Raw genomic sequence first — 12,618 nt, forward strand, 5'->3', positions numbered from 1 at the left:
GCGTTTCTCTCAAAGCTCCTGATCGGGGCTAGGTGGGCGACGGAATCTGCGGGAGGTGAGGGACCGGGGTGTGACTGGGACGACTCTCGGGGAAGGTTGGAGGTCAGAACACTGTGGTCATGTCGATAAATACAGCCAGGAGGCGATACGACATGAACGAGAACACCACACCCTGGAACCGACTGCGAGCGTTGCTCGACACGATGTTCGGTTTCACCAACCGCACAAGATCGACCGTCAGGGTCATCAAGCAAGGCTTCGACAACGCCAAACAGGAGCAGGTCGTCCTGATCGAGTACCGAGTGCAGGTGAAGCCACCCGGTGTGATCGAGAGTGATCAGAAGCGATCGAAACTGACCGAGCGTGCTCCGATGGCATCGATCCGTGAGCTGTTCGCTCACGGCAAACGGCTGAGCTAAGCCAGCTCAGCCGTTGCGCCATCTTGAAGACCGTCCCACACGTCCGACTGGTTGGCAACGGATCTGATGTGGTCGAGATCGAGGCCATAGCCCGACCAAAAATCCTGGTTCCCCAAAAATTTGGGTCACCGCAGATAAGTGATTTATGTTTTCTCTATATAAAAAAGAAAACTGTTATCTCCGGACCTTAGTTTTTCACCCTCCATGTGGGACCCCGTGTGTCCGAGATTTGGGAGTCCCAAACGTCGATTTAACCGGTGGACCGCTGGGGAACCACCGACCTACCTGGACTACCGACCCGGACCGACCCACCGTGAAAACAGGGTCAAAAAACCTGTGGTTATGAAGGTCTGGATCGTCGTGTCTTGATGCCGATGAGGACCTTCAGATGAGGTCTTGACCGGACACGGTACTGGTCCCCGAAATGGACGAGGTGAGGGAGGTTTCGACGGTGAGATGAGTTCACATGCGGAGCATGTGATGACGAGTCGAATCGTCGGCCCGAAGGCATGCGTTGGGAAGCAACAGCTCTGCCATTGAGCTACACCCGCACGGGTCGTGCATGCGACCATGAAAGACCGGCCGCGCATTCCAAATGAACGGCCGGGGGCACATTATGCCGTGCGCGGCATCACGCCTTTTCGCGCCTCGGGCGCTTCGCGGCGCCTGCCTCCTGCGGCGCGTCTTCAGCTGCCCTTCAGCCCGTCTTCAGCCCCTCCCCAGTTCCCGTCGATACCTTGGAAGCACGCACCCACCGCGGTGCGCAGCCCCCCAGATTCCACCGACGGAGCCCCTCTTGCCTTCACCCAGTCTTCATTCCTTCGCACATCGCAGGCACCTGCTGCGCGCCGCCACCGCCGTGCCCGCCGCACTGTTTCTTGCCGCCTGCGGTGGCGGTGGCAGCGATCGACCCGACCCGCTCGCGCCGCCCTCCGCCATCCGGGTCACGGACCGCCGCGTGCCCGTGGCGCCCGGCGTGTCGCTGCATGTGCGCGACTGGCAATCCGGCCGCCTCGCCGGCCCCACCTTCGTGCTGCTGCCGGGCTTCGGCGCCTCGGCGGCCCACTTCAACAGCCTGGCGCGTGCGCTCGCGCAGCGCGGGCGGGCCATCGCCATCAGTTGCCGCGGCTTCGGCCGGTCGGACAAGCCGCTGCCAGACGACACCCACCGCTACGACACCGGGACGCTGGTCGACGACGTGCATGCGGTGCTGCAGGCGCTCGGCGTCGACCGCATCGTGCTCGGCGGCCACTCGATGGCCGGCAACCAGGTCACGCTGTTCGCGGGACGCTACCCGGAGCGCGTGCGCGGCCTGGTCTACCTCGACACCAACTTCGACTACACCACCGTCTCGCCCGACGACAGCGACGACCCCGCGCTGGCCGAGCCCTCGCCCACCGAAGCCGACACGGCCTCGGTGGCCGCGATGATCGCGTTCAACCAGCGGCTCAACCGCAACTGGTCGGCACCGATGGAGGCCGACCTGGTCGACAAGCTGGAGGTCAAGGCCGACGGCAGCGTCGGCTTCAACACGCCCGACGCCGTGGCCGCGGCGATGCACGTGGCGGGGCGGCAGTTCTCGCCCGACTACAAGACAGTGCGCGTGCCGGCCCTGGTGCTGACGGCCCTGCCGGGCGACTGGCGCGACATGTGCCCCTGGCTGGCGACCGATGGCGATGCGCGGACGAAGGAAGCCGCGAACGCCGCGGTCCGCCTCTTCAACACCGTGCGCGCACCCGATGCCGACCGCCTGTTCGCAGCCCTGCCGGCCGGCAGCCAGCGCGCGCTGTTCCAGCCCGCCACGCATGTGGACTTCTTCATCGAGCGCGAGGCGGAGGTGCTTCGACTGGTCGACGGGATGGGCTGGCGCTAGCACGCCAGCCCGCGGAAGCCCAAGGATCAGACCGCCAAGGCCGTCGCATCCAGCCGTTCACGCAGGCGCACCACCGCCGCATCGAGCACCGCGCTTTCAGGCACCTCGCGGCGCCCGTATTCGGCCATCAGTTCGGCGGCGACCAGGTCCGCGCAGGTGGCCAGCCGGGACACGTCCATCTCGCCCATGCAGAGCCCCTGGTAGCGGATGTAGACCTTGGGGAAGTTCACGCTCAGGGCCTGGGCCGCATCGAACACGCAGGCCGACAGGGAGCTCAGGCCGCGGTCGACGTAGCAGGCCGGCGGAACGGGTCCGCCGTGTCGCGGCGCGCGGATGCTGTAGGTGTAGGAGCGCTCGTGGCGCTGGATGAACTCGAGAACGGGCTGCATGGGCAACTCTCCTGGCGGGGCAACGGCGCGGCCGCGTCGGCGGGATGCAGTCTACCCCTCGGAAGGGCCGCTGCAAGGGCTTTACAGAGGGGCGTCGCCGCCCTGCAGGGCCTCGCCCTCGCCTTCCTCGCCGGGCAGGCCGGCCAGCAGTTGCTGTGCATCGTCGTCGAAGCCGCCCACGGGCTGGGCCTTGGCGAGCGCCATCCAGACGGCGAAAGGCATGCGCGGCAGCACCCGATGGACCGCCGGGCGGGCCACCACCAGCCGGCCCTGCTCGAGCATCAGCACGCCGCATTCGGCGGGGATCTCCTCGGGCGTGGCGATGGGGCGGTCGCGCGCATCGCGGCCCAGCACATACCAGCACTCGCCGCCCAGGTCGAGGTAGGCGGCGCGCTTGCCGGGCTTGCGCAGGTCGGCCATGAGGTCGGCGCGGCGCACCTTGATCTCGTGGACGATGGGCTGCGCATAGGCCTCGACGCTGGTGTTGCGGATCGAGAAGACGTCGGGCCGCGCGATGCACCAGCGCGGCGCCTCGCCCTCGGTGGCGCCCGGCACGCAGGCGCGCAGGCTCAGGCCGCGCCAGGCGATGCGGCCGTTGCGCGTCATCTCGCGTGCCACCTGCTCGACCAGCGCCTCGTGCGCCGACAGCGCGGCGCGGTTCACCACCAGGCTGTCGGCGATCAGCGCGATGCCGCGGTCGGTGACGCGCAGGGTCTCGTGGCCCAGCGCCGAGCGCTGGCGCGCCAGCAGGCCGGCCGCGAGCAGGTCGACCTCGATGGCGTCGCAGCAGGGCCAGCCGGCGGAACGGTAGACCTCGCGCAGGCGCCGGGCATGCGTGCGGCCCAGCACGATGTCGCCGGGCGGCGGCTCGATCACGGGCGGGGTGCGACCAGGGTCGGTCACGGGGGGCGCGGCCGGCGGCGGGTCGCCCTCGGGCGGCGGTGGCGGCGGTCCGCCGGGCGGCGGCACGTTGAGGGGCGGCACCGGGTCGACGGGCACGTCGGTGCCCTGATGGCGCAGGGTGGTCATGGACATGGGACGAGGTTAGTACCGGACGCCGACCCTGTCGACCCTGGGGCCGCGCCGTAACGGCGCAACACTTCGTAGCGGGCGGTCGGAACGAAGCGGGACCAGACCAGGGCGAAGTCGTTGACGGGCCAGTCGACCGGCGGTATCCGAGGCGGTGGCACCGCACCCTGCGTGTGGCGGGCGATCGTGACGTGCGGCGTCCATGCGGTGCCGGCGCGCAGGCCCACGCGCTGCAGCGGCCGCCGCAGGTTGTCGTGCAGGGCACGCAGCCCGGCGTTCTCGTCCGGCTGCACGACGGCGACGCCCCAGACCGCCGGCTTGCGCAGCGTCAGCCTTGTTTCCTCCATTGGCACTTCGGCCAGCGCCTCCTTCAATTCGAGGGCGCGGGACAGCGCGACGTCGCCGAGAAAGCCGAGGGTGAGATGGAATCGATCCGCCTGGGTGGGCACCGCCGAATGCGGCATCGGCCACGCCGATCTTTGGCGATCGAGGGCCCGCTGCGTGATCGCATCCGGCAACAGGCCGATGAACAGGCGGAACGTCGGCTCCAGCGCGAACATCTCGAGCTGATCGGGTGAGATAGGGCGTCGTCTTGGCATGAGAGATCTCCTGAAATCACGGGGCAAGGTTCAATGAAAATCCCGGCTGCGCCGGCCTTCGGCCAGCCGCCCCAGCCAGGGCGTGAGGTCCTTGAAGCGCTGGGCCAGCAGGTGCCGCACCTGGCCGCCGCTGGCGGTGTCGCGCTGCCACACGCCCTGCACCGCGAGCAGCTTGGACTTGAGCAGCGGCTCGCGCTGTTCCTCCACCAGGTCGTTCCAGACGATCACGTTGACGATGCCGGTCTCGTCCTCGAGCGATACGAAGATCGTGCCCTTGGCGGTCTGCGGGCGCTGGCGCATGGTGACGATGCCGCAGGCGCGCACCAGGCGGCCGTGCGGCACGCTGCTCAGTTCCTGCGCGCTCAGCAGCCTGAAGCGCGCCATGCGCGGGCGCAGCAGCGCCAGCGGATGGCGGCGCAGCGTGAGGTCGAGCGCGGCGTAGTCGCCCACGATTTCCTCGCCCTCCGAGGCCTCGGGCAGTTGCAGCGGCGTCTCGTGGATGGGCACGCCCTTGAGCAGGGCCGGCGCGCGGTTCGCACCGCCGCGTGTGGCGGTGGCATCCCAGACCTGCTGGCGGCGGTGGCCCGACAGGCCCATCAGCGCATCGGCGGCCGCGAGCGCGGCCATGTCGCGGGTGTCGAGGTCGGCGCGCAGGGCCAGGTCCTCGGTGCTGGTGAAGGGGGCGAAGGCACGGGCGGCGAGCAGTCGTTCGGCACCGGCCTTGCTCAGCGCGGCGATGCGTTCCAGTCCCAGGCGCACGGCCGGCTGGCCGGGCTGCCCGAGGCACGCGGCGTACTGCGGGTCGGTGCCGGGCGGCCTGCGCGGCGCATCGGGAGCGCGGGCCTCGAGCGTGCTGCCCAGCTCGCTGACCGTGACGTCGACCGGCCGCACTTCCACCCCATGGCGGCGCGCGTCCTGCACCAGCTGCGAGGCCGAGTAGAAGCCCATGGGCTGCGAGTCCAGCATGGCCGCGAGGAAGCAGGCCGGCTCGTGGTGCTTGAGCCAGCTGCTCACGATCACCAGCAGCGCGAAGCTGGCCGCGTGGCTCTCGGGAAAGCCGTAGTCACCGAAGCCCTTGACCTGCTCGAAGATGGCTTCGGCGAAGGGACGGTCGTAGCCGTTGTCGACCATGCCCCCGATCAGCTTGTCCTGGTATTTCTCGATGTGGCCGGTGTGCTTCCAGGCCGCCATCGCGCGGCGCAGGCCGTCGGCTTCGTCGGAGGTGAAGCGGGCCGCGATCATCGCGATCTCCATCACCTGCTCCTGGAAGATCGGCACGCCCAGCGTGCGGCCCAGCGCCTTCTCGAGCGCGGGATAGCGGTATTCGATGGTCTCGCCGCGCCGCAGCTTCTCGCGGTTCTTCAGGTAGGGATGCACCATGCCGCCCTGGATCGGCCCGGGCCGCACGATGGCCACCTCGACCACCAGGTCGTAGTAGCTGCGCGGCTGCAGGCGCGGCAGCATCGACATCTGGGCGCGGCTCTCGATCTGGAACACGCCGATGGTGTCGGCCGCGCAGATCATGTCGTAGACCTTCGGGTCGTCGTTGGGGATCTGGTGCATCTGCACCGCCGTGCCGCGCCAGTCGTTCATGAAGTCGAGCCCGCGGCGGATCGCGCTCAGCATGCCCAGCGCCAGCACGTCGACCTTGAGCATGCCCATGGCTTCGAGGTCGTCCTTCTCCCACTGGATCACGGAGCGCGCCGCCATCGAGGCCTTCTCGACCGGCACCAGCCGCGTGAGCTTGGTCTGGGTGAGCACGAAGCCGCCCACGTGCTGGCTCAGGTGGCGCGGGAAGCCCTTGAGTTCGTGCGTGAGCTCGAGCCAGAAGTCGAGCTTGCGCGGGTTCTCGCGCACGCCGGCGCGCGCCATGGCTTCCTCGAGGTGCTGGGTCAGCACGCTGGTGTCAAACCAGTAGTGGTCCTTGGCGAACTCGTCGATCAGGCGTTCGTCGACGCCCAAGGCCTTGCCCACGTCGCGCAGCGCACTGCGCGAGCGGTAGCAGATGACCACGGCCGCGATGGCGGCACGATCGCGACCGTACTTGGCGTAGATGTACTGGATGACGTCTTCGCGCCGCTGGTGCTCGAAGTCGACGTCGATGTCGGGCGGTTCATTGCGCTCGCGGCTCAGGAAGCGCTCGAACAGCATGTGGCCGGTGTCCGGGTCGATGGCCGTGATGCCCAGGCAGTAGCAGACCGCCGAGTTGGCCGAGGAGCCGCGGCCCTGGCAGAGGATTTTTTCGTCGCGCGCAAAACGCACGATGTCCTCCACGGTCAGGAAGAACATCTCGTAGTGCTTCTCGATGATCAGGTCGAGTTCGTGCTGGACCTGCATGCGCACCTTGTCCGGCACGCCGCGCGGATAGCGGGTGCGCGCCCCCTCCCAGGTCTTGCGCACCAGCGTCTGCGCCGGTGTCTCGCCGTTGCCGAGCAGCTCCAGCGGGTACTGATAATGGGCCTTGATGGCGTCGGGGTCGAAGCGGCAGCGCTCCCTCACGACCAGCGTGTTGACCACCAGTTCGGCCGGGTACAGCTTCGCCAGCCGGATGCGCGGACGCAGGTACCGCTCGGCATTGCCCTGCAGCGCGAAGCCGCATTCGGCCACCGGCCGGCCCTCGCGGATCGCGGTGATCACGTCCTGCAGCGGCTTGCGCGAGCGCTGGTGCATGTGCACGTCGCCGGCCGCGACCAAAGGCACGCCCGTGGCCTCGCCCACCTGCTCGAGCGTCGCGAGCCAGAGGTCGTCGTCGAGCTCGTTGAGCAGCTCGACCGCGATCCACAGGTGCTCGCCGTAGAGCGCCTGGGCCGCGGCCACGTCGGCGCACATCGCGGCGATGTCCATCGCACCGCCCGGCGCGCGCTGCGGCACCCACAGGATCTCGCAGTGCTGCAGCGAGGCCACCTGGCTGCCTTCCCAGCTCACCTGGTACTCGCCCTTGGGCGCTTCGGTGGTGCGCGCGGCGGTGATGAATTCGCAGAGGTGGCCCCAGCCTTCGAGGTCGTGCGCAATGGCCACCAGCTTGAAGCGTTCGAAGCGGAACTCGCTGCCGAACAGCAGCCGGAAGTCGGGGTTGCGCGGGATCGGCGGCTCGTCGGGGTTCTTTTTCTCCCACTCGTCCAGCACGGCGGGCAGCTCGCGCAAGGCGACGTGCGCGCGCACGATGCCCGCGACCGAGCATTCGTCGGTGATGGCCAGCGCCTGGTAGCCCAGGTGGTAGGCCTGGGCCACGAGTTCGTCGGGCCGCGAGGCGCCGCGCTGGAAGCTGAAATTCGTCAGGCAATGCAGCTCGGCATAGCCGGGCAGGCCCTGCGCCGGCACGCCGGGTTGCGACGGCCTCGCCTGCAGCCGCGTGGGCTGGCGCGCCTGCATCTGCTTGTCGGTGAGTTCAGGCATAGATCCCCTGCAGGAACCAGCGCGCTGCATCGGCAGCGGCGAAACAACCCGAGGCGCGTTCGCGGAACACCCACAGCAGGCCGGCCTCGGGGCTCTGGGCCACGAAGTAGTCGCGCAGCGCCAGGTGGCCACCTGCGTCCTGCGGGCCATCGCCCCACCAGCCGGCCTCGATGCGCTGCGGGCCGACCAGCGACTGCAGCCGGCCCTGGTACCAGGGATGGCCGTCGTGCACCTCCAGCGGCAGCGGCTCGCGCAGCAGCCAGGGCGGCAGCAGGCTGTCGGGCTGCTGGCGCGCGGGGGCCTGCTTCGCGGGCGGGGCCACCTTCTGCAAGGCCGGGCGCCAGTCCTGCATGGCCTCGGGCCGGTGGTCGGCCCGCGGCACCGGCACCTGCACCGCCCGCGGACCGAGCCGGGCGCTGAGCCGCTCGACCATCTCGTGCAGCCTGTCGCCCTTGCGGTTGTCCTCGGGCAGGAAGCTGGTGCTGGCGCCGGCCCAGGGCTGGGTGTCGAGCGAGCGCAGGCGCAGCCAGCTCGCGGGCGCGGCCAGTTGGGTGAGCGCCAGCCGCTCGCTCATCAGGCGGCGCAGGTGCGCCATGTCCTGGGTGGGCTCGGCGGTGCGCACCGTGATGGACTGGTACGGCGGCAGGTCGACGCCGTCGTAGCGCTTGAGGTCCAGCGTCCATTCGAGCTCGAGCGCCAGGGCGCCGCGCTGGCGCGCGCGCAGCCAGATCTGCAGCGCGGCCAGCAGCCGGTTGGCCGACCACATGAGTTCGTGCGCGTTCTCGGCCAGCGCGGGCAGCTCCAGCTTCTGCTCGAACACGTCGGGCAGCGTGAGCCAGGTGTGGCGCTCGGGATGCCGACCCCAGGCCATGTCCAGCGCCTCGCGCAGTGCCGCGCCGAAGCGCCGCGACAGACCGCCGCGCGGCAGCGCCGCCACGTCGCCCCAGGTGCGGCAGCCCAGGCGCGCCAGCACGTCGAGGTGGGGGCGCGCGAGCGTGAGCGTGTGCAGCGGCAAGGCGGCCGGGATGTCGGCCGGCGGCCGCTGGCCCAGCGCGAACAGCCGCAGCCGGGCCAGCGCGACCAGCGCGGTGGCGCCCTGCACCTTCTGCAGGCGGCTGTCGGGCACGGGGTTCCAACTGCTCATCAGGCGCATGAGTTGCTGCTGGCCGCCCCAGAGCCGTTCGCAGGCCGAGACCTCGAGCACCAGCGCCTCGTCGAGCCAGGCCACGCGCGGCGTGAACTGCAGCGCCCACCAGCCCAGAGTTTCGAGGGTCATCGGCAAGACGGCCGGGGTCGGTGCGGCGTCTTCGGCCGCCGCCTCGGGCGCCTCAGCCCACCAGCGCAAGGCGATCCACTGCATGGGCGCCCTCCTCTCTGCGACGGCGCAGGTCGAGGCGGACCACGGTCGCGCCCCGGGCTGCGGGGGGTGGTGCCATCTTTCCCTCGCGGCGCCGCTGGCTGGCGGCCAGCAGGGCCGCCAGGCGCGGGCTGCGGGCCGGCAGGCTCAAGGGCTGCGCGAGCGGCGGGCCGCGGCGCTTGAGCAGGTGCACATCCATGCGCCCGTCTTCGGCCGCCACCAGCTGCAGCCGCAGCCGCGCCGGCGAGGCCGACTGCGCCACGGCCTCGGGCCGCATCACGAACAGCAGGCCTTCGTGCTGGGCGGCCGCCAGTTGCAGCCGGCGCAGCTCGCTGGCGCGCGCCTGCGGCAGCCAGGCCAGCACGGCCGCCACGTCGGCGCAACGCAGCGCCTGCTCGCAGGCCCAGGTGCATTCGGCCGAGCTCTGGCCCCGGACCCACATCAGCGCCGCGCTGGGCAGGCCGCCCGCGGCCAGCGCCGGCCCGAAGGGCTCGTAAGGGGCGCCGATCAGCATCACCGGCCCGCCGCGCTCGGCCACCGCGCGCGCCAGGGCGGGCAGCAGCAGCGCCCACACATGCGCCTCGGGCCGGGCCTGCAGCAGCTCGGTCATCGCACCCACGGGCCAGCCGCCGCCGGGCAGCTCGGCATCGAGCACGGCATGGCCGGTGCCCAGCACCGGCAGGTCGGCCGCGCCCAGCTCGTCGCCGCGCCAGACGTTGTGGCGGGCGGAAACGAAGGACGAGGAGATGGAAGGCAAGCCCATGGTGGATCGACAGTTAACTGTATTTTTATACAGTATTTCGACTGTTGCCATGTTTTGTGGCTATCGGAATCCCGGGGCGGGTTGAGGCCGGCGGATTGACCTTTCGCCCCGCGCCTCGTCAGGTCGGGCTGGCGGCGCTAAGCTCGCGCGCCCCACCTCTTTGCTGTTGCGCGCCGCGCGCCCCTTCCATGCATTTCCTGCCTGGCCGCCTGGCCGCCTGCTTCCTCACCGCTGTCCTCAGCCTGCTCGCGGCCGGCTGCGCCACCGGCAACGAATGCGATCCGCGCGCCGCCGCATCGCCCCAGATGGGCGGCGAATGCCGCTTCCGCAACATGCCCAATCCGCAGGCCCTGCCTTCGGAAAGCGGCTGGAAGATCTGGTCGCGCTTCCTCACCGCGACCAAGCAGGGCACGGTGCCGGTCGACCCGATCCCGGTGCGGAAGCTCGACCGTGCCGCGCTCGATGCGCTCGACCCCGCGGCCAACCACGTGGTGCGCCTGGGCCATTCCTCGCACCTGCTCAAGCTGCACGGCAAGTACTGGCTGATCGACCCGGTGTTCAGCGAGCGCGCCTCGCCGGTCCAGTGGTTCGGGCCCAAGCGCTTCCACGCGCCGCCGCTCACGCTGGCCGAGCTGCCGCCGATCGAAGGGCTGATCCTGTCGCACGACCACTACGACCACCTCGATCTGGCGGCCATCGACACACTGCGCGAGCGCGTGCAGCGCTATTTCGTGCCGCTGGGCGTGGGCGCGCGGCTGCGCGACGCGGGCGTGGCGCGCGAGCGCATCGAAGAGTTCGACTGGTGGCAGGCGAGCCGCCATGGCGCGGTGCAGGTCACCGCCACGCCCTCGCAGCATTTCTCGGGCCGCACGCTCTGGGACCGCGACAGCACGCTGTGGGCCTCGTGGGTGATCGAGAGCGGCGGCGAGCGCATCTTCTACAGCGGCGATTCGGGCTACTTCCCGGGCTTCGCGCAGATCGGCGAACGCTTCGGCGGCTTCGACCTCGCGCTGATGGAGAACGGCGCCTACGACAGCTACTGGCCGGCGGTGCACATGACGCCCGAGCAGACGGTGCAGGCCTTCCGCGACCTGCGCGGCAAGCTGCTCTACCTGGTGCACAACAGCACCTTCGACCTGGCCTTCCACACCTGGCGCGACCCGCTCGACCGCGCGGCCGCCCTCGCACACGACCAGCAGATCGCGCTGGCCACGCCCGAGATCGGCGAGGTGCTGACGCTGGGCCGGCCGCGCACCAACGTGCTGTGGTGGAAAAACCTGCGCTAGGCGCGGTCGGCAGGGCCGCTCAGCTCCGGGCGGACACGAAGACCGGCTCCGCGTGGTTCGACGGCACGTGCCGGTCCTTCCAGTTCAGGATCCTGGATTCCATGGCGTACCACAAGGCATAGGCGATGCAGAAGCTCAGCGCGGCGGCAACCAGGGTCTGGGTCACCGCCTCGCTGTGCCGCGACAGTTCCCATGCACCGACCCAGCGGGTCGCGACATACAGCACAGGGTAATGGACCAGGTAGAGGCTGAAACTCACCATGCCCACGGACCGCAGCCAGCGCACGCGCAGCGCCCGCAGCCACCACGACGACCCACCGGATTTCCGCAACACCGCGAACACCAGCAAGGCCAGCCCGACATCGGCCAGCACCAGGCCCAGCGTGGCGAACAGCCGGTTGGACTGCTCGCCCTTGAGCAGGACCCAGAGGGCGAATGCCGCCACGCCCACGACGATGCCGGCCAGGTCGAAGCGGCGGTCGAAGGGCTGCCATTTGACGATGTCCTGTTGCCGGGCATGCATCAGCAAGGCCACGATGGAGCCGTAGGCCAGCGCGTCCATCCGGCAATAGAAGGTATAGAACTCGGGATAGTCCGGCGTGTGCAGCCAGAAACGGAAGATCGGCGCGGCGACGATCATCGCCAGCAGGATCAGGGCAAACACCTTCTGCGTCGTGTACCGCACGATGGGCGCCCAGAAGCTGTAGTACAGCTCCTCCACCGACAGGGACCACAGCACCCCCAGCCCCAACTGGACCGGGGCGATGACCACCAGTTTCAGCTCCGGAGGCTGCCCCACGAAAAGGCTGGTGTAGAAGAACACATACTGGGCCCACAGCGACAGCGTCCCGGGCACGCCCGAAAGAAGGGACACCGCCAGGTAGATGGCCAGCATCAGGAAATAGACGGGAAAGATCCGCAGCGCCCGCCGCCCGTAGAAAACCGGAAAGTAGTTTTCCTGGCCCCGCATCTTGATCAGGATGCTGGTGATCAGGAAACCGGACAGCACGAAGAAGAGATCCACGCCCAGCCATCCGTGCCGGGCGCCCGTCGCCGGCAGCCAAGACAGGTAGTGCTGCACCATCACAGCCAGTACTGCGATGCCCCGCAGGCCATCCAGCTCCTTAAATCTCATTTCTTGCCTTCAAGCTGAATGCAGCGTTCTGATGGATCCCTGCGCGAACGGCTGCGGACCCGGCACAACGCAGGGAGGCCAGAACGCTTCGCGTCGGAGGCACGCCTGCCGGCCTGCCAAGGCATGCACAGTCCCATCGGGGCGCCGTCACGAAAGACGTTTCCAGCTCTGCACGATTGATTCGAGAATGTGAAAAATTAGGGCCGATGGTAAGGGGAGTATCGGACTTGGGCGAGGGTCTTATTCACACTATTTACTTACTTTTCATCCGGACTTGACGCGACGGCCCCCTTCGATCCAGCGGATGAGAGGCCCTCAACCCGGGTGCGGCACACCCCGCGGGGCCGGCGCCGGCGTTGCCTTCTTCCCGCC

At 69.2% G+C, this 12,618-nt stretch carries 10 protein-coding genes; 3 read left to right on the forward strand and 7 right to left on the reverse strand.

The window, feature by feature from the left end:
- Positions 1-152: 152 nt before the first annotated feature.
- Both A9977_RS22380 and A9977_RS22385 read left to right on the forward strand, forming a co-directional pair.
- Positions 153-419 (forward strand): hypothetical protein, encoded by a 267-nt coding sequence (locus tag A9977_RS22380; protein WP_183026172.1) that lies wholly within the window; start codon positions 153-155, stop codon positions 417-419.
- 796 nt (positions 420-1,215) lie between these two features.
- On the forward strand, positions 1,216-2,292 hold the full coding sequence (locus A9977_RS22385) for an alpha/beta fold hydrolase (protein WP_183027056.1): 1,077 nt from the start codon (positions 1,216-1,218) through the stop codon (positions 2,290-2,292).
- A gap of 26 nt (positions 2,293-2,318) precedes the next feature.
- On the opposite strand, the gene A9977_RS22390 is transcribed toward A9977_RS22385, so the two are convergent.
- The 6 genes from A9977_RS22390 to imuA form a co-directional block, all read right to left on the reverse strand.
- Positions 2,319-2,681, reverse strand: a complete 363-nt coding sequence (locus A9977_RS22390) for a hypothetical protein (protein WP_183027057.1) — start codon at positions 2,679-2,681, stop codon at positions 2,319-2,321.
- Positions 2,682-2,762: 81 nt separating this feature from the next.
- Entirely contained in the window at positions 2,763-3,716 is a 954-nt protein-coding gene (locus tag A9977_RS22395; RefSeq protein WP_259652099.1) for a hypothetical protein, read from the reverse strand.
- Complete coding sequence (gene thpR, locus A9977_RS22400) at positions 3,707-4,270, reverse strand: RNA 2',3'-cyclic phosphodiesterase (protein WP_220812015.1); 564 nt, start codon at positions 4,268-4,270, stop codon at positions 3,707-3,709. The genes A9977_RS22395 and thpR overlap by 10 nt, the downstream gene beginning before the upstream one ends.
- A gap of 69 nt (positions 4,271-4,339) precedes the next feature.
- Entirely contained in the window at positions 4,340-7,705 is a 3,366-nt protein-coding gene (locus tag A9977_RS22405; RefSeq protein WP_183027059.1) for an error-prone DNA polymerase, read from the reverse strand.
- Entirely contained in the window at positions 7,698-9,065 is a 1,368-nt protein-coding gene (locus A9977_RS22410; protein WP_183027060.1) for a DNA polymerase Y family protein, read from the reverse strand. Before A9977_RS22410 ends, A9977_RS22405 begins: the two co-directional genes overlap by 8 nt.
- Positions 9,034-9,825 (reverse strand): translesion DNA synthesis-associated protein ImuA, encoded by a 792-nt coding sequence (imuA, locus tag A9977_RS22415; RefSeq protein ID WP_183027061.1) that lies wholly within the window; start codon positions 9,823-9,825, stop codon positions 9,034-9,036. The genes A9977_RS22410 and imuA overlap by 32 nt, the downstream gene beginning before the upstream one ends.
- 188 nt (positions 9,826-10,013) lie before the next feature.
- Between imuA and A9977_RS22420 the strand changes: the two genes are divergently transcribed.
- Entirely contained in the window at positions 10,014-11,111 is a 1,098-nt protein-coding gene (locus A9977_RS22420) for an MBL fold metallo-hydrolase (RefSeq protein ID WP_183027062.1), read from the forward strand.
- 19 nt (positions 11,112-11,130) lie between these two features.
- Here the strand turns inward: A9977_RS22420 and A9977_RS22425 are convergent, their stop codons facing one another.
- Positions 11,131-12,246 (reverse strand): acyltransferase, encoded by a 1,116-nt coding sequence (locus tag A9977_RS22425; protein ID WP_183027063.1) that lies wholly within the window; start codon positions 12,244-12,246, stop codon positions 11,131-11,133.
- Positions 12,247-12,618: the final 372 nt, after the last annotated feature.

It is taken from the genome of Variovorax sp. UMC13, assembly GCF_014170375.1.
In the GTDB taxonomy this organism is placed as follows: Bacteria; Pseudomonadota; Gammaproteobacteria; order Burkholderiales; family Burkholderiaceae_C; genus Variovorax.